The 20,389-nt window shown below is 70.0% G+C and carries 20 protein-coding genes; 11 read left to right on the plus strand and 9 right to left on the minus strand.

Annotation, left to right across the window (positions count from 1 at the left end):
* Positions 1-107: 107 nt before the first annotated feature.
* A complete protein-coding gene (locus tag ADBZ5U_RS02680; protein WP_526262085.1) occupies positions 108-1,313 on the minus strand; it encodes an acyltransferase family protein in 1,206 nt (401 codons plus the stop codon).
* A gap of 162 nt (positions 1,314-1,475) precedes the next feature.
* Between ADBZ5U_RS02680 and pgfA the strand changes: the two genes are divergently transcribed.
* Positions 1,476-2,690, plus strand: a complete 1,215-nt coding sequence (pgfA, locus tag ADBZ5U_RS02685) for a cell envelope lipid trafficking protein PgfA (RefSeq protein ID WP_526262087.1) — start codon at positions 1,476-1,478, stop codon at positions 2,688-2,690.
* Positions 2,687-4,366 carry an MmpA family trehalose lipid delivery protein gene (locus ADBZ5U_RS02690; RefSeq protein WP_526262089.1) on the plus strand — a complete coding sequence of 560 codons (1,680 nt, stop codon included), beginning with the start codon at positions 2,687-2,689 and terminating at the stop codon, positions 4,364-4,366. Before pgfA ends, ADBZ5U_RS02690 begins: the two co-directional genes overlap by 4 nt.
* Here the strand turns inward: ADBZ5U_RS02690 and ADBZ5U_RS02695 are convergent.
* Positions 4,357-4,752, minus strand: a complete 396-nt coding sequence (locus ADBZ5U_RS02695; RefSeq protein WP_526262091.1) for a DUF5313 family protein — start codon at positions 4,750-4,752, stop codon at positions 4,357-4,359. The genes ADBZ5U_RS02690 and ADBZ5U_RS02695 overlap by 10 nt on opposite strands.
* Positions 4,749-5,909: a glycosyltransferase family 4 protein gene (locus ADBZ5U_RS02700; protein ID WP_526262120.1), complete on the minus strand. Its 1,161-nt coding sequence runs from the start codon at positions 5,907-5,909 to the stop codon at positions 4,749-4,751. Before ADBZ5U_RS02700 ends, ADBZ5U_RS02695 begins: the two co-directional genes overlap by 4 nt.
* A 76-nt stretch (positions 5,910-5,985) precedes the next feature.
* Here ADBZ5U_RS02700 and ADBZ5U_RS02705 point away from each other — a divergent pair, with 76 nt between their 5' ends.
* Together ADBZ5U_RS02705 and ADBZ5U_RS02710 are read left to right on the plus strand one after the other, a co-directional pair.
* Positions 5,986-6,795 carry a class I SAM-dependent methyltransferase gene (locus ADBZ5U_RS02705; protein WP_526262093.1) on the plus strand — a complete coding sequence of 270 codons (810 nt, stop codon included), beginning with the start codon at positions 5,986-5,988 and terminating at the stop codon, positions 6,793-6,795.
* 5 nt (positions 6,796-6,800) lie between these two features.
* The gene (locus ADBZ5U_RS02710) at positions 6,801-8,273 is read left to right on the plus strand and encodes an aldehyde dehydrogenase (RefSeq protein ID WP_526262095.1); all 1,473 of its coding nucleotides are present in this window, start codon (positions 6,801-6,803) and stop codon (positions 8,271-8,273) included.
* Here ADBZ5U_RS02710 and ADBZ5U_RS02715 read toward each other — a convergent pair.
* Positions 8,270-8,731, minus strand: a complete 462-nt coding sequence (locus tag ADBZ5U_RS02715; protein WP_526262097.1) for a MaoC family dehydratase — start codon at positions 8,729-8,731, stop codon at positions 8,270-8,272. The genes ADBZ5U_RS02710 and ADBZ5U_RS02715 overlap by 4 nt on opposite strands.
* Positions 8,732-8,896: 165 nt before the next feature.
* Here ADBZ5U_RS02715 and ADBZ5U_RS02720 point away from each other — a divergent pair, with 165 nt between their 5' ends.
* The 3 genes from ADBZ5U_RS02720 to ADBZ5U_RS02730 all read left to right on the plus strand — a co-directional run bounded on the left by ADBZ5U_RS02720 (position 8,897) and on the right by ADBZ5U_RS02730 (position 11,359).
* Complete coding sequence (locus ADBZ5U_RS02720) at positions 8,897-9,022, plus strand: hypothetical protein (protein WP_526262099.1); 126 nt, start codon at positions 8,897-8,899, stop codon at positions 9,020-9,022.
* Between the two features lie 78 nt (positions 9,023-9,100).
* A complete protein-coding gene (locus ADBZ5U_RS02725) occupies positions 9,101-10,240 on the plus strand; it encodes an acyl-CoA dehydrogenase family protein (protein ID WP_526262122.1) in 1,140 nt (379 codons plus the stop codon).
* A 39-nt stretch (positions 10,241-10,279) separates the two neighbouring features.
* Complete coding sequence (locus tag ADBZ5U_RS02730) at positions 10,280-11,359, plus strand: acyl-CoA dehydrogenase family protein (protein WP_526262124.1); 1,080 nt, start codon at positions 10,280-10,282, stop codon at positions 11,357-11,359.
* A gap of 104 nt (positions 11,360-11,463) precedes the next feature.
* Here ADBZ5U_RS02730 and ADBZ5U_RS02735 read toward each other — a convergent pair whose 3' ends face one another.
* Positions 11,464-12,231 carry an enoyl-CoA hydratase/isomerase family protein gene (locus tag ADBZ5U_RS02735; RefSeq protein ID WP_526262101.1) on the minus strand — a complete coding sequence of 256 codons (768 nt, stop codon included), beginning with the start codon at positions 12,229-12,231 and terminating at the stop codon, positions 11,464-11,466.
* Between the two features lie 57 nt (positions 12,232-12,288).
* Here ADBZ5U_RS02735 and ADBZ5U_RS02740 point away from each other — a divergent pair, with 57 nt between their 5' ends.
* Positions 12,289-13,176, plus strand: a complete 888-nt coding sequence (locus ADBZ5U_RS02740; RefSeq protein ID WP_526262103.1) for an alpha/beta hydrolase — start codon at positions 12,289-12,291, stop codon at positions 13,174-13,176.
* Positions 13,177-13,183: 7 nt separating this feature from the next.
* Here ADBZ5U_RS02740 and ADBZ5U_RS02745 read toward each other — a convergent pair whose 3' ends face one another.
* Genes ADBZ5U_RS02745 through ADBZ5U_RS02760 form a run of 4 tightly spaced genes read right to left on the minus strand, consistent with a single transcriptional unit; the run spans position 13,184 to position 18,506 of the window.
* Positions 13,184-14,710 (minus strand): carboxylesterase/lipase family protein, encoded by a 1,527-nt coding sequence (locus ADBZ5U_RS02745; RefSeq protein WP_526262105.1) that lies wholly within the window; start codon positions 14,708-14,710, stop codon positions 13,184-13,186.
* Positions 14,711-14,739: 29 nt separating this feature from the next.
* Positions 14,740-15,720, minus strand: coding sequence for a MaoC family dehydratase (locus ADBZ5U_RS02750; RefSeq protein WP_526262108.1), 981 nt, complete (start codon positions 15,718-15,720; stop codon positions 14,740-14,742).
* Positions 15,721-15,753: 33 nt separating this feature from the next.
* Positions 15,754-17,580, minus strand: a complete 1,827-nt coding sequence (locus tag ADBZ5U_RS02755) for a phosphoenolpyruvate carboxykinase (GTP) (protein WP_526262110.1) — start codon at positions 17,578-17,580, stop codon at positions 15,754-15,756.
* A 20-nt stretch (positions 17,581-17,600) separates the two neighbouring features.
* Positions 17,601-18,506 (minus strand): hypothetical protein, encoded by a 906-nt coding sequence (locus ADBZ5U_RS02760; RefSeq protein ID WP_526262112.1) that lies wholly within the window; start codon positions 18,504-18,506, stop codon positions 17,601-17,603.
* A 149-nt stretch (positions 18,507-18,655) separates the two neighbouring features.
* On the opposite strand from ADBZ5U_RS02760, the gene trmB reads away from it, so the two are divergent.
* The 3 genes from trmB to ADBZ5U_RS02775 form a co-directional block, all read left to right on the plus strand.
* Positions 18,656-19,435 carry a tRNA (guanosine(46)-N7)-methyltransferase TrmB gene (gene trmB / locus ADBZ5U_RS02765; protein ID WP_526262126.1) on the plus strand — a complete coding sequence of 260 codons (780 nt, stop codon included), beginning with the start codon at positions 18,656-18,658 and terminating at the stop codon, positions 19,433-19,435.
* A 14-nt stretch (positions 19,436-19,449) separates the two neighbouring features.
* On the plus strand, positions 19,450-20,160 hold the full coding sequence (locus tag ADBZ5U_RS02770) for an NYN domain-containing protein (protein WP_526262114.1): 711 nt from the start codon (positions 19,450-19,452) through the stop codon (positions 20,158-20,160).
* A gap of 41 nt (positions 20,161-20,201) precedes the next feature.
* A partial coding sequence (locus tag ADBZ5U_RS02775; RefSeq protein WP_526262116.1) for a hypothetical protein occupies positions 20,202-20,389 on the plus strand: 188 nt, incomplete at its 3' end.

Here is a 20,389-nt window from a genome sequence, read left to right on the forward strand (position 1 = left end):
CAGTGCCGGATCGCCGGCCCAGGGCCTCAGTGCCGGATCGCCGGCCCAGGGCCTCAGTGCCGGATCGCCGGCCCAGGGCCTCAGTGCCGGATCGCCGGCCCAGGGCCTCAGTGCGCGACCACCGGCTCCGGAGCGTCGGTGACCGAACTGTCCAGCGGCGGCGGTGCCGTCCGCTCCCGGCGACTGCGCCGGTACTCCCAGCGCCGCAACGCATTCCGGCAGGGCGACTCGATCAGCGCATAGCTGACCGCGGCCATCGCGAATCCGAGGACGGTGGTCAGGACGAACACGATGACCAGGTCGCCGTTGAACATGAAGGTGCCCACCATCGGGAAGACCATCACCAGGGCGGCCAGGTGCCAGATGAACAGGCCGTAGGACCACCGTCCCAGCGTCACCATCGCGCGGCTGCCCAGGATCCGGTGCTCGGTCTCGGGCCGGTCCAGCACCAGCGGCGCGAGCAGCGCCCAGGCGACCACCGCGCCCATCGAGGTGCGGACCACGAACTGCGCCAGCGTGGCGGGCACCAGGTCCTTCGGGCCGGCCAACGGCGAGGCGGAGACCAGGTAGGCCACCAGCGCCACGGCGGCGGCGGCCGGCCGGTTGCGGGCCAGTCGGTGCGGCCAGCCCAATCGTCCTTTCTCGGCCGGGCTCACCGTCCATTCCGCCAGCAGCATGCCGGCGGCGAACCAGGACGCGTATGCCGGCGGCCAGTTCAGGAAATTCACCCCCTCGGCGGTGTGGATCGGCAGCAGGCCCCAGCCCAGGCTGGCGAGGGCTACCCCCGCGATCGCCGGAACCCGCCACCGCACCGGCAACCGGTACGCCAGGAACGCCAGGAACGGGAGGGCGAGGTAGAAGGTGACCTCCACCGAGAGACTCCACATCTGGGTCAACCCGGCGGTCAGCGTCAGCGGCACATAGACCTGCGTCAGCGTAAGGTTGGCCAGCCACACGGTCGGACTGGCGTGGTTGGCCTCGGGCAGCAGCGTCAGGATCACCACCACGGCCACCAGGTAGCCCGGCATGATGCGGACCAGTCGGGATCGAAGATAGCGGCCGGTGGCCGGGCGGTGCCGCAGTCCGCGGGCGGCGGCGGCGTGGCCCCGCCAGAGCAGAAAGCCCGAGAGTGCGAAGAACACCGCCACGGCGAGGTCGAACCGATGCAGCAACCGGCCGATCACCCCGCCCGAGGTGGCCGTCTGGAACGCGACGTGGGTGAGCACCACCCCTATCGCGGCGCAGGCGCGCATGCCCTCGACCGCCGGCAGGAAAGCGCGGGTCCCGCCCACCTGCTCCGGTTGCGGTGTCATCCTGCAAGTGTGCCGTTCCGGGCGGGCCCGGCGGTAGCGGGTGCGCCCAATCCCACGCCGTGGGCGGTCCGGCCCGGATTCGGCTGTTAGGGTCAGACCCGTCCCGGACGGCACAGGTATGGACGGCATTGGTTACCGACAGCACAGTGGAGGCCTGACAGCGTGAACCGCGCAAGTATGTTGCGTCTCGCGGCGTTGGGCATCATCGGTCTCGGGTCGGCGCTCCTGATCGCCGCCCTGCTGCTGTCCACCTACACCTCGGGCAAGATCCGCAAGGTCCCCCTGGACATCGACCAGACCCTGGTTTCGACCGGCACCGGGACCGCCCTGGACCCGGGTTCGCTGTCGGCGGGCGCCGGAGGGAAATTCGTCGTCGACAAGAACGTCCCCCTGGTGTCTCAGCAGGCCATGACGGTGGAGACCCCGGCCAACGCGCAAGTGGTGACGTTCCAGGTCGGCACGACGTTGCGCCGCAGCGACAAGCAGAAGGACAACGGCCTGCTGCTGGCCATGGTCGACACCGTGACGCTGAACCGCAGCACCGCCGAGGCGGTTTCCGACGAGGATCGCCCCGGCGGCTCGGTGCAGAAGCCGCGGACCATCGAGGACGACAAGCCGCCGACCAATATCGCCCTGCCGCACGACGGGTTGTCCTACCGGTTCCCGTTCAGCACCGAGAAGAAGTCCTACCCGTACTTCGATCCGATAGCGCAGAAGGCCTACGACGCCAACTACGACGGTGAGGAAGACGTCAACGGGCTGACCACCTACCGGTTCACCCAGAACGTCGGCTACGACGCGGACGGCAAACTGGTCGCGCCGATCAAGTACGCCTCGCTGTACGACCGCAACGAGGACGGCGAGGTGACGGCGCGGGCCGAACTCTGGGGTATCGAGAGCGAAGACCCCTACGAGCCGATCAAGATGACCCGCTACTACGCCGCCCAGCGCACGTTCTGGGTGGACCCGGTGACCGGCACCGTCGTCAAGGCCGAGGAACACGCCAACCACTACTACGCGCGTGACGCCCTCGAGCCGGAGGCGGTGTTCGCCGACTACAAGGTGACCTCCACCGAGCAGACCGTGGAGTCTCAGGTGGCGGCCGCCCGGGCCGAGCGCGACCGGGTGGCGCTGTGGTCGCGGATCCTGCCGATCAGCCTCGGCGCGACCGGTGCGGTCAGCTTGATCGGCGGCGCGCTGCTCGGCCTGTTCAGCACCCGGGTCCAGGCGGCGCTCCCGGAAGCGAGCGAGGACGACATCGAGGTTGGACTGTTCGGCAAGGACGAGACCGGCCCGATGCCCGCGGCGCAGGCCCCCACCGAGAAGATTCCCACCCGCCGAGCCCCCTCATCGGAGCCCCCACCTCCGCAACGGTGACCGCGCCGACCCGTTGGGCTTCCGCAGCCCTGGCCCTCGCGGTGACGGCTCCCCTGCTGGGACCCGGCTATCTGCTGATCCGCGATGCGGTTTCGACGCCGCGGTCCTACCTGTCCGACGGGGCGATCGGACTCGGCGAGTCCGCGCCGCGGGCGGTTCCCCAGGACTTCGCCGTCGCGGCGCTCTCCGCCGTGCTCGACGGCGGGATCGTGGTCAAGGCTCTGCTGATCGCCGCGCTGGTGCTGGCCGGTTGGGGCGCCGGCCGGTTGGCCGGGGCGGTGCTGCCCGAGGCCGGTAACCCCGGACGACTGGTTGCCGCCACGGTTGCGGTGTGGAATCCGTTCGTCGCCGAACGACTTCTGCAGGGCCACTGGAGCCTGCTGCTGGCCTACGGTTGCCTGCCCTGGGTGGCCGCGGCGGTGATCGAGTTGCGCACCCGGGGCCGGAGACCGGCGTGGGCCGGGGTGGTGTTCTGGATCGCTCTGGCGGGCCTGACGCCGACCGGGGTCATGCTCGCCGCCGTCGTGGCGACGGTGTGCCTGGCCACCCCCGGTGACGGCCCGCCCCGGTGGCGGTGCGCGATGTGGATTGCCCTGAGCGCCGCGTTCTCCGCCGCACCGTGGCTGACCGCGTCGTCGCTCGGCGGCGGCCTGGCCCGCGTCGAGTCCGGCGGCCTGGCGGCGTTCGCTCCGCGTGCCGAGCCGTTGCTAGGGACGTTGGGCAGCCTGGCCGGTCTCGGCGGCATCTGGAACGCCGAGGCCGTACCACACAGCCGCACAACGGGTTTGGCGCTCGTCGGCACCCTTGTGCTACTGGCGGTGGTGGCCTGCGGGGTGCCGGCGGTGCTGCGGCGACCGACGGGCGAGCCGTTGCTGGCGCTGGCCGTCTTCAGCATCCTGCTGCCCGCGGCGATGGCCACCGGACCGGGCCTGGATGTGCTGCGGGCCGCTGTCGATGCCGCCCCCGGACTGGCGGTGTTGCGCGACGGGCAGAAATGGGTGGCGCTGGCCATGCCGGGATATGCGGTCGCAGGGGCCGGGGCGGTGCTGTTGCTGCGGCGCCGGCTTCGCCCGGGCCCGGCGGCGCTGCTGTGTTGCGCGGCGGTGGTCGCGGCGCTTCCCGATCTGGCGTGGGGAGTCGGCGGACAGGTGCGCCCGGTGCACTATCCGCCGGGGTGGCAGGCGGCGGCGGACCGGATCAACGCCGATCCGGACACCGTTGCGGTGCTCCCGGCCGACACCATGCGCCGCTTCGGCTGGGCCGGAACCGCGCCGGTGCTCGACCCGGCGCCCCGGTGGGTGCGGGCGGACGTGCTGACCACCGGCGATCTGCTGGTTGCCGGCCGAACGGTGCCGGGTGAAGGTGACCGCGCCCGTTCGGTACAGCGGTTGCTGGAGTCCGGGGCCGCACCCGATGCGCTGGCCCGGGCCGGCGTCGGCTGGTTGCTGGTGGAACGGGGAACACCGGGAACGACGGGCTCCGCCGAGGCGACGCTGGAGCAACTGAAGTCGGCCTACTCCGACGAAGACATCGCGCTGTACCGGATCGGTGGCACAAGTCCGCCCGCGCGGCATCGGAGCGCGGTGCTCGCCGCGCATCTGCTCTGGGCGGTAACGCTGTTCGCGGGCGCCGCCGGATTGGCGGTGGCCGGGACACGGCGGCGCATTCAGCCCTGACGGTGCCGCCGCTGGTAGTCCTCACGGATGTGCGCGTCACGGCGGCGGGCCAGTTCGTCTACCAGATCCGGATCCAGGCCGTGCTGTCGCAGCCGGTGGGCCCGCCACACCTTGTCCAGTGCGTGGGCGAAGTAGACAAAGGGCAGCAGCAGCAGCGTGCTCATGGCCAGATGCATGCCCACTCCCGCCGGGATGAGCCACAGTGGCGCGACGACCAGAACGGCCGGGATGCTGACCCGAACCAGGGTTCGCAGCCGGGCCCCCTTGCCACTGAGGTCTTCGCGGACCCAGTCGTCCATCTCCGGCGGCAGCACCTTGCCGTAGCAGTAGGCGATGTATTGCAGGGCGTTCGGACGGACGGGCTCGGGACGGACGGGCTCGCTCACGGCTGGATCACTCCACTGAGCCGGCCGCCGGCGTGGACCGAGTCCAACACCGTCCGCATCGCCGATGCGCTCTGGTCCCACGAGAACTCCCGGCTGCGGGCCTCGGCCTTGGCGCCGAGTTGCCGGCGCAGCACCGGGTCGCACAGCAGTTCCTCGAGTCGCTGGACCAGTTCGCCGTGGTCGTCGACGAGCAGTCCGGTGACGCCGTCGACGATCGAGTCGGTCAGACCTCCGGAGGACCGGTAGCCGATGGTGGGCACCGCGTGCTGTGCCGCCTCCACCACAGCGAGGCCCCAGCCCTCTTTGCGGGAGGGCAGCACATGGACCCAGGACCGTTGCACCACAGCGTGTTTGGTGCTTTCGTCGACATGTCCGTGGAAGGTGACCGAGTCCGTGATGCCGAGCCGCTGGGCATGCTCGAGTAGCCGGTCCTGCCACCAGCCGCCGCCGACGACGTCGAGGTGCAGCCCGGGCACCCTGCTCCGCAACACCGCGACGGCGTCGAGGGCGTCCTCGATCTGCTTGTGCGGGACGAGCCGGGACAGCACCACCGCGCGGGGGGTCGCCGAACGGGCCCTGCTCAGGGTCTCCGGCGGGGCCTGGTCGAGTCCGTTGCGAACCACGGCGACCCGGCGGTTGTCGATTCCGAGGTCGGCCAGATCACGCATCGACGGCAGCGACACCGTGACGTACTGGTTACGCCGATGCAGCCACGGCGAGAGGCGGGATTCCACGAACCAGCCGATCCGGCCCAGCGCCCGCCCGGCGACCGGCCACTGCTCGCGGTGGCAGTGGTGCACCAGCACGACGACCCGGCGGCCGAACGCCAGCCGGGCCAGGAACGGAAGTCCGTTCTGGCTGTCGATCACCACGTCGGGCCGGACGTGCCGCAGCGGGCCCAGCCCCAGACGCGCCGCCACCATGGCCAGGCCCGCGCGGATGTAGACGGTGTAGCGGCCGCCGGCGCGGCTGACGCGCACCCCGTCGATCACGTCGGACCTCGCGGCGCCCTGGTAGCGGGCGGTTCGCAGGGTGACGTCGACGCCCGTGCCGGCCAGCAGCGCACCGATGCGCTGCAGGTAGGTCTCGCTGCCGCCGCCCTGCGGGTGGCCGGTGTCGCGCCAGCACAGCAGCAGCACGGATCGGATGGGCCGCAAAGCTGGAGCAGACATCGCGACCAGCCTATCGCCCGCGTTCCGCGCCGATTCGGCCATCGTCACTAGGGTGTTGCTGATGCAGGTCACCGACCAGTTCGCCGGACGCGCGACGCTGGCCCGCTCGGTTCGGCTGCTGAGCGAATTCCGGTACGAGCAGAGCGACCCGGCGCGCTTCTACGGCACGCTCGCGGCGGACACCGAGGCCATGGTCGCCGACCTGTGGCGCGCCGCGCACGGGGACCACCGCGGGCGCACCGTCCTCGACGTGGGCGGCGGGCCCGGCTATTTCGCGACGGCGTTCACCGACGCGGGCTGGCGCTACATCGGCGTCGAACCCGATCCCCGGGAGATGCACGCCGCCGGCCACCCCGCCCGCGGCGGACCCGGAAACTTCGTCCGGGCCTCCGGGCTGGCGCTGCCCTTCGCCGACGGCACCGTCGACGTGTGCCTGTCATCCAACGTGGCGGAGCATGTCGCCCAACCCTGGCGGCTGGGCGAGGAAATGCTCAGAGTCACCCGTCCGGGCGGCCTGGCGATCCTGTCCTACACCGTTTGGCTGGGTCCGTTCGGGGGGCACGAAACCGGGCTGTGGCACTACCTGGGCGGTGCGCGCGCGGCCGCCCGATACACCCGCCGGCACGGTCACCCGCCGAAGAATCACTACGGGTCGTCGTTGTTCGCGGTCTCCGCGGCCGACGGACTGCGCTGGGCGCGATCCACCGGGGCACTGGTGGCCGCATTCCCCCGCTACCACCCGAGACGGGCGTGGGGACTGACCTCGGTTCCGGGTGTGCGGGAGTTCCTGCTGAGCAATCTGGTACTGGTGTTGCAGCAGAGCACGGAAACTGACACAGGTTCTCGTCGGGCCCGATCGTCGGTACTGTGATCCACATGACACAGACGGCCTACCGAACCGAATTCGACAAGCTCTTCATCGGCGGCAAGTGGGTCGCGCCGTCGACCTCCAGGGTCATCGAGGTGCACTCACCGGCGACCGGCGAGTACGTCGGCAAGGTGCCCTGGGCCGCGCCGGCAGACGTCGACGCCGCCTGCGCGGCCGCCCGCAGGGCCTTCGACGAGGGGCCTTGGCCGAGTATGACGCCGCAGGAGCGACAGGCGGTGCTGGCCAACGCCGTGAAGCTCATCGAGGACCGGGCCGACGAGTTCAAGTTCCTGCTCAAGGCTGAGACCGGCCAGCCGCAGATGATCGTCGACATGATGCAGTACGGGGCGGCGTTGTCGGGCCTGCAGTACTACTCGGCGGCCGCAGAGAAGTTCACCTGGCGGGACATCCGCGACGGCATCTACGGGCAGACCCTGGTGCTGCGCGAGGCGGTCGGGGTGGTGGGCGCGGTGGTGGCCTGGAACGTCCCACTGTTCCTGGCCTGCAACAAACTCGGGCCGGCGCTGATCGCGGGTTGCACGATGGTGCTCAAGCCCGCGGCCGAGACGCCGCTGACCATCAACGCCCTCGCCGAGGTGTTCGCCGAGGCCGGCCTGCCCGAGGGCGTGCTCTCGGTGGTGCCGGGCGGCCCGGAGACCGGCCAGGCGCTCACGGCCAACCCCGACGTCGACAAGTTCACCTTCACCGGCAGTTCATCGGTGGGCCGCGAGGTCGGCGTGCGGGCCGCCGAGAGACTCAAGCCGTGCACGTTGGAATTGGGCGGCAAATCCGCGGCGATCGTCCTCGAGGACGCCGACCTCGACGCCACCCTGCCGATGCTGGTCTTCTCCGGTCTGATGAACAGCGGGCAGGCCTGCGTCGCGCAGACCCGCATCCTGGCTCCGCGGTCGCGCTACGAGGAGATCGTGGCGAAGGTCGGCGCCGCGGTGGCGGCCATGCCGGTCGGCCTGCCCGACAGCCCGGGCGCCGTGATCGGGCCGCTGATCAGTGCCCGACAGCGCGAACGCGTCGAGGGCTATATCGCCAAGGGCCGCGAGGAGGGCGGCCGCGTGGTGACCGGCGGCGGGCGCCCGGAGGGACTGGACGGCGGATGGTTCGTCGAACCGACCGTCTTCGCCGACGTCGACAACTCGATGACCATCGCCCGGGAGGAGATCTTCGGGCCGGTGCTGTCGATCATCGGCTACGAGGACGAGCAGGACGCGATCCGGATCGCCAACGACTCGCCGTACGGCCTGGCGGGCAGCGTCTGGACGACCGACTACGACAAAGCCATCGAGATCGCGTCGAAGATCCGCACCGGCACCTACGCGGTGAACATGTACGCCTTCGACCCCGGAGCGCCGTTCGGCGGGTACAAGAACTCCGGGATCGGCCGGGAGAACGGGCCCGAGGGCATCGAGGAGTACGTCGAACACAAGAGCGTGCTGCTGCCGTTCGGCTACACCCCGAAGGACTAGAAGACGGCCCGGACGATCATCTCCGCGACCGCCGCCGGCCGCTCGGAGCCGTCGACCTCGATGGTGTGTTTGACGGTCAGATCGGCCGACCCGGTGTCGGGCTTGGCCGCGACGTCGACGAGCTCAGAGCGCGTCCGAACCCGACTGCCCACCGGAACCGCCGAGAGGAACCGGACTTTGTTCAGACCGTAGTTGATCGCAAGTTTGGCGTTCTCCAGCCGGAAGTTGTCCTTGCTCAGCGCGGGGATCAGCGACAGGGTCAGGAATCCGTGGGCGATCGGCGTCTGGTACGGGCTCTCTTTCCTCGCGCGCTCGACGTCGACGTGAATCCACTGGTGGTCCCCGGTGACGTCGGCGAAATCGTTGACCCGCTGCTGGTCGATCGTCATCCAGTCACTGACCCCGAGTTCCCGGCCGACAAGCGCCTGGGCCTCCCCGATGGAACCGATCACCTGCATACCTCAGCCCTGCCCCTGGTCGATTGACACCGTCCGAACCACGCCGTTCAGCCTACAAGCGGCCCGTCGGGGGCCGTACCCCGCGGGCTGTGCGGAGCACACCCGGGCCCACTATGGTCGTAAGCACGGTTATGTCCCCGCGAAGCGGGCCCGAGGAGGCAGTCGATGTGGATCGTCGAATTGAACGTCGCCGGTTTCCGGGTCCGCCGCTGGACCCGCAAGCGCCGGCAACTGCTGCGGCCGGGCGCCAGTCCGCTGGAACTGTGGATGCGGCCGACCAGAGCGGTATGACGACCCGGGCTTCGGCACGAAGAGTTGCCCGGGCGCGGTGCCGCTTCGGTGAGCGAAGTGGCTGACGGCTTCGAGTCGATGTGCGCCAACGAACCCGAGTTGGCGGAACTGCGGAGTGCACTGCGCGAGTTCCTCGTGGCCGACCGTGCCGAGTTCGGCTGGGAACCGCGCATCGACGCCTGGCTGTCCAGTTGGGACGAGGCGTTCAGCGCGAGACTCGGTGACGCCGGCTTCCAGGGTCTGACCATCCCCCCGCAGTACGGCGGTCGGGGTCTCGGGCACCTGCACCGTTACGTGGTGACCGAGGAACTGCTGGCGTCCGGTGCGCCGGTGGCCGCGCACTGGATCGCCGACCGCCAGGTCGGTCCCGGACTGCTGTCCTACGGAACTGCGGAGCAACGCGAGCGGATCCTGCCGAGAATCGTTGCGGGCCGGTACTTTTCGGCAATCGGAATGAGCGAGCCGCAGGCCGGTTCGGATCTGGCGGCCGCGTCGGCCCGGGCCACCCGAACCGACGGCGGCTGGGTGCTGTCCGGGACCAAGGTGTGGACCAGCGGTGCGCACCTCGCCCACCAGATCGTCGTGCTGGCCCGCACCAGCCCCCTGGATCCGCAACGGCGGCACGCCGGTTTCAGCCAGTTCATCGTGCCGACCGACTCCGCCGGGGTCGACATCAGCCCGATCGTGCTGATGTCCGGTGAGCACCACTTCAACGAGGTCACCTTCGATGAGGTGTTCATCGACGACACCAACCTGCTCGGCGAGGAAGGCGACGGCTGGCGGCAGGTCACCGCGGAGTTGTCCTTCGAACGCAGCGGCCCCGAGCGCATCCTGACCACCGCCCCGCTGCTGACGGCGCTGCTACGGGTGCTGTCCGCACAGGAACTCGGCGATCACGCCGCGGCCGCGGTGGGAGGCCTCGCGGCGCGGTTGATCTCGCTTCGGCAGCTGTCCATCGCGGTCGCCCGCGCGTTGGCCGACGGGCAGGCACCGGTCAACCAGGCCGCCTTGGTCAAGGACCTCGGGACCCGTTTCGAGCAGGAGTCGGTGGAGCTTGCCGCCGACCTGCTGTCCTACGTCGCCGCCGATGCGCCGGGACGGGCGCAGGTGGCCGCGATGGTCGAGATGGGCCGGGTCCACGCCCCGCTGTTCACCCTGCGCGGCGGAACCAACGAGGTGCTGCGCGGCATGGTGGCAAAGGGCATGGGGTTGCGATGATGAGCGCCCGGTGGCGATGATGAGCGCCCGGTGGCGATGATGGGCGTCCTGGGCGGCGGGGTATTCGGCTGCGGCACGGACGATCTCGCCGATCTTCGCGGCCTCGCCGATGGCATCGGTGAGCGGTCCTCCGATGCGCGGATCAGTCAACGGACACCGACGTGCCCACTGGACACAGTCGCCTGGGGCCACCTCGAAGGCGCCGGGCTGACCCGCCTGCTGAGCACTGAGGACTCCGGCGGCGGTCCCCGCGAGACAGCCGTGGTGCTGCGCTCCCTGGCCCGGCATGCCGTGACGGTGCCACTGGCCGAGACCGACGTGCTGGCGGCCTGGCTGGCCGCCGCCGCGGAAATCGACGTTCCGGCAACAGGACCGTTGACCGTCGCGGCGGGCGTAGCGAGGCGATCGGGGGGCCGGATCGTCGCCGAGGTTTCTGCCGTGCCGTACGCCGCCGACGCCGCCGCCGTCGTCCTGGCCCTGCGTGCCGGCGAACGGCTGATGGTCGCGGTCCGGAATCCGGCGACGCTGTCGATCGAGCGGGGCCACAACGCCGGTGGGGAACCGCGCGACACGGTCTCCATCGACGTGGGTTACGACGAGTTCACCCCCGCCGACGTCGGTTCCGAACTGACGCGGCGGGGCGCCTGGTCGCGGTGCGTCCAGATCATCGGCGCCCTGGACGCCGCCGTGGAGTTCTCCGTCGCCCACACCCGCGAGCGTGAACAGTTCGGCCGGCCGCTCAGCGCCTTTCAGGCCGTCCAGCACACCCTGGCCGGCATGGCCGGTGAAGTCGAACGTGCCCGCGCCGCAGCCGATCTCGCGGTCGCCGCGGCGGCGGACTTCGGTTTCGACTGCCCGCAGACCGACTACGCGGTCACCGTTGCCAAGGTGACTCTCGGGCAGGTGGTGCCTGCCGTGGTCGCCGCCGCCCATCAGTTGCACGGTGCGATCGGGGTGACCATCGAGCACCGGCTGTGGCCGGCCACCATGCGGGCGCGTAGTTGGGTCGAGGAGTTCGGCGACACCGCGCATCACGCCCAGCGCCTGGGCCGGCTGGCCCTCTCGGCAGCCGATCCCTGGGATGCGATGATCGGCGCTGTCAAGGATTTTCGCGCCTGAGCATCCGTTCGGGGTGGTGGTAGTCGTTGGTTCGGCCGGGTAAACCCGGGCGCCGACGGATTTCGGCCGTCAAGAGTGCGCCCTGACCACCCCCGGGTTGGCCCTTAGGTGCCGGTCCAGTTCGGTTCGCGCTTCTCGGCGAAGGCCACCGCGCCCTCCTTGGCGTCGGAGGACGCGAACACCGGCATGATGATCTTGGCCTGCTCGCGCCACTGATCCGCCGGGCTCCAACCGCGGGACTCGACGATCACCCGTTTGGTGGCCGCCACCGCCAGTGGGCCGTTCGCGGTGATCCGCGACGCCAACTCGATCGCCGCCTCCAGGGCATGGCCGGGCTCGGCCAGCACGTTGACCAGACCGAGTTCGTGCGCCCGCGCCGCCGGCAGGCTCTCGCCGGTGAGCGCCAACTCCATCGCGATCTGATAGGGGATGCGCTGCGGCAGCCGGAGCAGGCCACCGCCGGCGGCCACCAGGCCGCGCTTGACCTCCGGGATGCCGAACGCCGAATTCGTCGCCGCCACAATGAGATCCGTGGCGAGCGCAAGTTCGGTCCCGCCTGCCAGCGCATAGCCCTCGACTGCGGCGATGATCGGCTTGACCGGCGGGCGTTCGGTGAACCCGAGTCCCCGGCCCTTCACCGCCACGTTCTCCCCGCGGGCGAAGGCCTTGAGATCCATTCCCGCACAGAACGATCCGCCCGCCCCGGTGACGATTCCCACCGACAGGCCGGGGTCGTCGTCGAGTCGGTCCGTCGCGGCCGCCAGGGCGTGGCTCACCTCGGCGTTGACCGCGTTCCTGGCCTCCGGCCGGTTGATGGTGATGACCAGGATCCGATCACGGCGGTCGACCAGGACCGCTTCCGTATCGCTCATCCGCCGATCGTAGCCAGCGGCCCGGGGGCCGGGTGCCGGGGCGGCATAATGACCGCCATGGCAAATGCGGACATCCATCCCGAGTTGCGCCGGGTGGCGCGGTTGCTGCCCAGGCGTGCCGTTTACCGGTGGTCGGTGCCGGTGTTGCGCAAAATCGAACGCGCCAGGAAGGTCGGGAACTCCGGCGTGGAGATTCTGACACTGCCCTCCGGCCCGGGCATCCGGCTGTACCGGCCGGCCCGGACAGCCGACGCCGTCCCGGCGTTGCTGTGGATTCACGGCGGCGGATACGTGGTGGGCACCGCCGCTCAGGACGACGACTTCTGCCGGGCCTTCACCCGCAAACTGGGGATCGCGGTGGCCGCGGTGGACTACCGCCTGGCCCCGGAACACCCCTACCCCGTTCCGTTGGAGGACTGCTACAGCGCGTTGACCTGGCTGGCCGGACTTCCCGGTATCGACCCCGGCCGGATCGCGATAGGCGGCGCCAGCGCCGGGGGCGGCCTGGCTGCCGCGCTGGCCTTCCTCGCGCGGGACCGCGGCGAGGTCCGGCCGGTCCTGCAGGTGCTGTCCTATCCGATGCTCGATGACCGCACCGTAGATCCGGCTTTGGACGACAAGGGTTTCCGGCTGTGGGACACCGCTAGCAACCGGCTGGGCTGGAACTGCTACCTCGGCGGCACGGACCGGTCCGTGGCGGTACCGGCCCGCCGCCAGGATCTGGCCGGGCTGGCCCCGGCATGGCTGGGCGTGGGGACTCTGGACCTGTTCCACACCGAAGACCTGCTCTATGCCCGCCGGCTTGAGGCCGCGGGCGTCGCCTGCGAGGTGCACGAGGTCCCCGGTGCATTCCACGGATTCGACAAACTGGCACCGAAGGCCTCGATCTCCCAGGCCTATTTCGACAGCAAGTGCGCGAGTCTGCGCCGGGTCACGACGGGGTGATGGAAGTTCAGCGGAAGTGCAGGACGTCGCTGCCCCATGCCGCCCGGATACGGGCGTCGGCGTCGTAGACCAGGCGGTCGGTGCGGTCCATGACCAGGCAGGCCCGGTCGGCCTCCTGATACGGCGTCCAGTCGGGTTCGCCGGCCGGCCCGGCGGGTTTCGCGGTCGCGGCGAAATTCGTCCATCTGGTCCGGATCCGTTTCGACAGCGCCTTGGCGGGTCTGGCCCCGCCCAGTTTGAGGGTGACGTCCTTGGGCGCGCCCAGAGTTCCCCACACGTAGGGCAATTCGGTGGCGTGGGCGGCGCCCACCAGGAGCAGTTTCATGATCGGTGTGGAGTAGTCGAAGCGGTAGAGGTACACCGGCGCCACCCGGCAGTGCCCCTCGGCGAACCACACCGACGGCATCCGGAAGCCCACGTCGCTGGCGATGCTCGTACCCCGGCGCTTGCCCCGGTAGGTCAAGCCCAGTAGCGCCTCGGTCGGCAACTGCAGGTCGGGTTGTTCGGCGGCGATCTCGTTGAACATCGACGTGATGGCCCGCGGGGTGATCGGCATCAGCGGTGAACGCATGAGCCTGAACAGCGCAGCCTCGTTGCGGTTGGTCCCCAGGATCAGCGGCACCGGATGGGTCCCGCCCTGACGGGCCGTCTTCACCGGATAGTCCGGCAGCAGATCACCGTCGATGATCGGCACGAACGCCAGGATTCCGGGATTGCGCACCGGCACCTCGTCGAAGACCTTCCTGGTGGCCGATATCAGCGCGGGCACATCGACGCCGGTGAGGCGGTGGGAGTCGGATTCGGTGATGCCGAGATGTTCGAGGACCTGACGGGTGACCCGTTGGGCGCGGTTCCGGTCGTACACCGACGTGGCCGGGGAACTCTGGGCGATCGCGCCGGCGAACAGGCCGTCCGCCTGCGGGACGGCCAACAGCGTCGTGACGATCCCGGCGCCGGCCGATTCGCCGAACAACGTCACCCTGGACGGGTCGCCGCCGAACGCGGCGATGTTGTCGCGAACCCATCGCAGGCCGGCCATCACGTCACGCAGGCCGATGTTGGAATCGAACCGGTCGCTGACTTCGGAGAGGTCCAGGAACCCGAACACCCCGATCCGGTAGTTGAGGCTGACCACGACGACGTCACCACCGGTCGCGAGCCGACGTCCGTCGTAGAGCGGCTGGCTCGACGAACCCAGCACGTAGGCGCCGCCGTGCACCCACACCATCACCGGCTTGTCATCGCCCGGCTCGGTCCCGGCGGGCGCCCAGATGTTCAGGAAGAGACAGTCCTCGTTCTCCGGGGCGCCGAGTTCCAGTGGGAAGTTCGGGACCGGCGGTTGCGGGCAGACGAAGCCGTACCTGCCGGCGTCGGCCACCTCGGTCCAGCGCTCGGGGGGTTGGGGAGCTCGGAACCTCAGGCCACCGACCGGCGGCGCCGCGTAGCGCACACCCTTCCAGGAAACCGCCCTGCCATCGTCGATTCCGCGGACCGGGCCGTGAGCCGTGTCCACGACCGGGCGGTGGCGGGGCATGACTGCAACGTTACCCGCGGCAAACCCGCTCAGAAGTGCAGCACGCGGTACCGCCAGTCCAGGACCGGCCGGTCGGGTGCGCCGACCGCGTAGACCAGCGAACGCAGATCCAGCAACCCACCGCGATCCCGCGGCAGGGCCTCGGCCCGTTCGACGTGCACCTCGCTGAACAGCGTGTCACCCTCGCGGACCGGTCCGGTGTGGTCGCAGGACTGCCAGGCCAGAACCGTCACCAGATTGGGCAACAGCCTGCTGGCCTGGGCCAGCGCCAGGCCGATGGCGTGGCCGCCGTAGACCAGCCGGGTCCGGTCCTCCGAGTCCCGGAAATCATGGTGCGGTGCGGCGATGTTCAGCGTCAGTCGGGCCAGTTCGGGCCCGGAGGTGACGACGTCGGCGGTACTGCGATGGACCGACCCGGCCAGGTCCGGTGAGAAGTACGGCCCCGGCACCCGCTCCCGGAACGCGGCGGCATCCCACTGCGCGACCGGGTCGACGTTCGGTTGCGGCCCCGAACCGATCCGTGACAGGTCGTCGCGGTGCCCGGTCTCGCCGGCCCCCGGGCTCAGGGGCAGCATCGCGCACCGATGGAAATCCAGGACCAGTCGGCCGACCTGGTCGATCGTGGTCATCCGCAACGCCGCCAGACCCGTCGGCGCACGGCCCGGTCGGGCGCTGTTCTGCTTGAGAGCCACCACCTCGGTGCGGGTGAACAGGGTGTCGCCGATCAGCGGAAAACGGTGGAAGGTCAGGCCCCGGTAGAACAGGTTGGCCTTCACCCGCTGGGTGACCACGGTGGACTGTCCGATGGCCACGTCGCACACCAGGGCCGGGTGCGCCAGCACGCCCGGCACACCGGTGACCGCGTGGGACAGTTCGGCGTCCAGAGCCAGCCGCAGCCGGTCGCCGACGATCGCCTGATGGGCGGCCGCGACACCGGGCGTCAACGTCATCGACGGCGCCCGGTCGAAAACCTGACCCACCGCGAGGTCGTCGAAGAAAGGTGTCACCACGGCTCAGCGGGCGGTGCCGGCGGGTCCGCCGGACTATCGCGTGTCGGCCAGACGCTGCTTGAGCGCCTCGAACTCGTCGCGCACGCCGGTCGGCAGTTTCTCGCCCAGGAAGGCGAACCACTCCTCGATCTGCGGGAGTTCGTCGCGCCATTCCTCCGGGTGGACCGCGAGCGCCGCGGCCATGTCGGCCGGCTCGACGTCCAGGCCGGACAGGTCGATGTCCTCGACGCCGGGCACGATGCCGATGGGAGTGGTCGTGCCGCTGGTGGTGCCCTCGACCCGTTCGACGATCCACTTCAGCACCCGGCTGTTCTCACCGAATCCGGGCCACAGGAAGCGGCCGTCACCGCCGCGGCGGAACCAGTTTACGAAGAAGATCTTCGGCAGCTTGGACTCGTCGGAGTTCTTGCCCAGGTCCAGCCAGTGCTGGCAGTAGTCCCCGGCGTTGTAGCCGAGGAACGGCAGCATCGCCATCGGGTCGCGCCGGATGGTCCCGACCTGGCCCTCGGCGGCGGCGGTCTTCTCGCTGCCCAGGGTGGCCCCGATGAAAACGCCGTGCTGCCAGTCACGGGCCTGCGTCACCAGGGGCACCGTCGTCTTGCGGCGGCCGCCGAACAGGATCGCCGAGATCGGCACCCCCTGGGGGTCGTCCCACTCGGGGGCGAGGGTCGGGCACTGCGACATCGGCGTGCAATAGCGTGAGTTTGGATGTGCGGCAGGCTCTTTCGCGTCCGGCGTCCAATCGTTGCCTCTCCAGTCAACGAGATGCTGCGGGTCGCCTTCCAAGCCTTCCCACCACACGCCGCCCGCACCGGTCAGCGCGACATTGGTGAAGACGGTGTTGCCGGCGGCGATGGTCTTCATCGCATTGGGGTTGGAGCTCCAGTTGGTGCCCGGCGCCACCCCGAAGAACCCGAATTCGGGGTTGACCGCGTACAGACGGCCGTCGTCGCCGAACCGCATCCAGGCGATGTCGTCGCCGAGGGTCTCGGCCCGCCACCCCGGGATGGTGGGCTGGATCATGGCGAGGTTGGTCTTGCCGCACGCCGACGGGAACGCCGCGGCCAGGTAGTAGGCCTTGTTCTCCGGCGAGATGAGCTTGACGATGAGCATGTGCTCGGCGAGCCAGCCTTCGTCCCGGGCCATCACCGAGGCGATCCGCAACGAGTAGCACTTCTTGCCCAGCAGTGCGTTGCCGCCGTACCCGGACCCGTAGCTCCAGATCTCGCGGGTCTCCGGGAAGTGGCTGATGTACTTGGTGTCGCTGCACGGCCATGGGACATCCTGCTGCCCCTTCTCCAGCGGAGCGCCGAGGGAGTGCAGCGCCTTGACGAAGAAGCGGTCGGCGCCGATCTTGGCCAGGGCCGCCTCGCCCATCCGGGTCATGGTGCGCATCGAGACCACCACGTACTCGGAGTCGGTGATCTCGACGCCCAGTTTGGGGTCTGCGGCGCCAAGCGGTCCCATACAGAACGGGACCACGTACATGGTGCGGCCACGCATGCATCCGCGGTACAGGTCGGTCATCGTGGCGCGCATCTCGTCGGGGGCCATCCAGTTGTTGGTGGGCCCGGCGTCGATCTCGCGCTCGGAGCAGATGAAGGTCCGGGATTCGACTCGCGCGACGTCCGACGGTTCCGACCGCGCCAGGTAGGACGCCGGCTCCTCGGTGGCGCTGAGCGGGATGAAGGTGCCGGCCTCGACCAGTTGGGCGCACAGCCGCTGGTACTCCTCCTCGGAGCCGTCGGCGAACACCACACGGTCGGGCTCGGTGAGTTCGGCGACTTCCCGGACCCACGCCAACAACCCGGCGTGCGTGGTGGGCGCGTTCTCCAGACCGGGGATGGTCGCTGAAGTCATCGGTTTTCTCCCGCTTAGGTTCATTGCCAGGAGCAGGCCTTTCCACGTCCCGGCGGAGAGTTCGGCATCCCTGACTGAAGATTAACGCGACTGTGACATTCCTGGTTAATTGGCTGTGACATTGCTGGTTGACCCGACTCGGAGATCAGCAGGTGGGTCAGCACGCGCTCTTCCAGGGCCGGGCGCACATTGGCGACGACCTCGATCATCCACCGTTCGGCCGCGTTCCGCTCGGCCAGCAGACGGCGGGCCAGGACGGTCCAAATCGTGAGCGCCGCCCCGAGCAACCCGCAGGCCAGGGCCGCACCGGGCATCCAACCCGGGCACAGCCAGGCGGCGAGGCGGCCGACGCTCAGCGAGATGCCGGTGCCGAAACCGGCTCCCAGCAGGGTGGTCAGCCGATTCTCCAACCGAGGCCGGCGCCGGGGCGGGAGCAGACCCTCGATCCGGAGGGCAGAACCCGACCCGTCGGCCAGACCGAATTCGGCCGCCGCGGCGTCGACGTCCAGGCAGGCCCGCAGCACTTCGGTGCGGACCCGGTCCCCGAAGTCGGCGACCCCGCGGCGGGACAGCCCGGCCGCCTCCGCCGCGAGGCCGGTGCGCAGGGCCGCGCACCTGGTTCGGACCAAACCGCTCAGCCGCACCCGTGCCAGCGGTCTCCGGGCGCGGCCGACGGAACCGGCCGGGACCGGCACCCCGCCCGCCATCGACCAGAGCCGAAGGGAGCCCCGGACGACGTCCCCGGCGCACGCCCGGTGCTGCGCCGGCACCGGGCCGCGACCGTAACGCTGCCAGTGGACCGCCCGACGCAGGTGGGAATCGCGGTCGTCGGCGGTGTCGACTTCCAGACCCGCCTCGGCCAGGAAGCCGGCCGCGGCCCGCATCCGGGCCAGCACCGCCGCGTCGGTGCCGTCCGCCTCCGTCACGCCGTGATCGTGGCAGCGCGTCGCGGTGTGCGCGAGTCACCCGCGGGGCGGCTGTTGGGTGTCACCGCCGGGGCATCGGCGATGGGTATCACTGTTGGGTATCACTGTTGGGTATCGAAATGAACAGCGATGCGGGGATCGCGGGCCGGATGGGCCACCATTGTCCAATGCATGCGCAGCGCCAGGGCTCAGCCACGCCGCGCATGACCGACACCGACGGCCCGCGGCACCACCGCCGGGTCACCAGTTTCCGCTCCCGCCGGTCCGCGCTGACCGAGGCTCAGCAGGAGGTCTGGGACCGGCTGTGGCCGGTCCTGGGCCGGAAGGCGGCCGAACCCGACGGCCGGGAACCCGTTCACCCTCTCGACCTGGAGGCGTGGTTTGGACGGAGAGCTCCGCTCGTCGTCGAGATCGGTTGCGGCACCGGCACCTCCACTCTCGGCTTGGCCCGCACCGAGCCGGAGATCGACGTCATCGCCGTGGAGGTCTACCGCCGCGGCCTGGCCCAACTGCTCAACGCCATCGACCGCAGCCGGCAGGACGCGGCGGTGTCGAACATCCGGCTCATCCGCGGTGACGGTGTGGACGTGCTCGAGCACCTCATCGAACCGGGGACGCTGACCGGAGTGAGGGTCTTCTTCCCGGACCCATGGCCGAAATCGCGGCATCACAAACGTCGGCTGCTGCAGCCGGCGACACTCGCGCTGATCGCCGATCGGTTGCGGCCGGGCGGGGTGCTGCATGCCGCGACCGACCACGCCGGGTATGCCGATCAGATCGCCGAGGCGGGCGACGCCGAACCCCGGCTGCGCCGGGCACGTGCCGGTGACTCACTGCCGATCTCGGTGCACAGGCCCATCACCAAGTACGAGACGAAGGCCGGCGAGGCGGGGCGCGCAGTGACCGAACTTATCTGGACGAAGGCCTAGCGGGTGATGCGACCATGACCGTGATCGACGAGACCGCCGGACAGACCATCGGGATCGCGACCGAGGGGCCGCCGCAGGCCGGCGCGGCCGACGGGCACCCCGCGGTGAAGCGGGTGCTCCTGGTCTGGGATGCGCCGAATCTCGACATGGGACTGGGCGCGATCCTCGGCGGCCGGCCGACCGCTGCGCACCGGCCCCGTTTCGACGCCCTCGGCCGATGGCTCCTGGCCAGGACCGCCGAGCTGTCCACCGGCTCGCCGGCCGTGCCGATCGAACCGGAGGCGACGGTCTTCACCAATATCGCTCCGGGCAGCGCGGACGTCGTCCGCCCCTGGGTGGAGGCGCTGCGCAACGTGGGCTTCGCCGTCTTCGCCAAGCCCAAGACCGGCGAAGACAGCGACGTCGACAGCGACATGCTGGCCCACATCGCCCGGCGACACGCCGAAGGCCTGGCGGGGGTGCTGGTGGCCTCGGCGGACGGGCAGGCCTTCCGGCTGCCGCTGGAGGACATCGCGCGTTCCGGCATCAAGGCGTCGGTGCTGGGATTTCGCGAACATGCCAGCTGGGCGTTAGCGTCGGATACCTTGGATTTCATCGACTTGGAGGATATCCCGGGAGTTTTCCGCGAGCCCTTGCCACGAATCGGCTTGGATTCGCTGCCAGAGCAGGGAGCATGGCTGCAGCCGTTCCGGCCGCTGTCCGCGCTGTTGACCTCGCGGCTGTAGCCGGCCGCGCGGTCGCGTTAATTCCTAGATAAGGAGATCGAGTGTTCGCCTGGTGGGGTCGAACCGTATACCGGTATCGATACATCGTTATCGGTCTCATGGTCGCGTTGTGCATCGGCGGCGGCATCTTCGGCATGAGCCTGGGCAAGCATGTGACCCAGAGCGGTTTCTACGACGAGGGCAGCCAGTCGGTGCGGGCCTCGCTGATCGCCGACGAGGCCTACGGCCG

Source organism: Mycobacterium sp. (assembly GCF_040398885.1).
In the GTDB taxonomy this organism is placed as follows: Bacteria; Actinomycetota; Actinomycetes; order Mycobacteriales; family Mycobacteriaceae; genus Mycobacterium.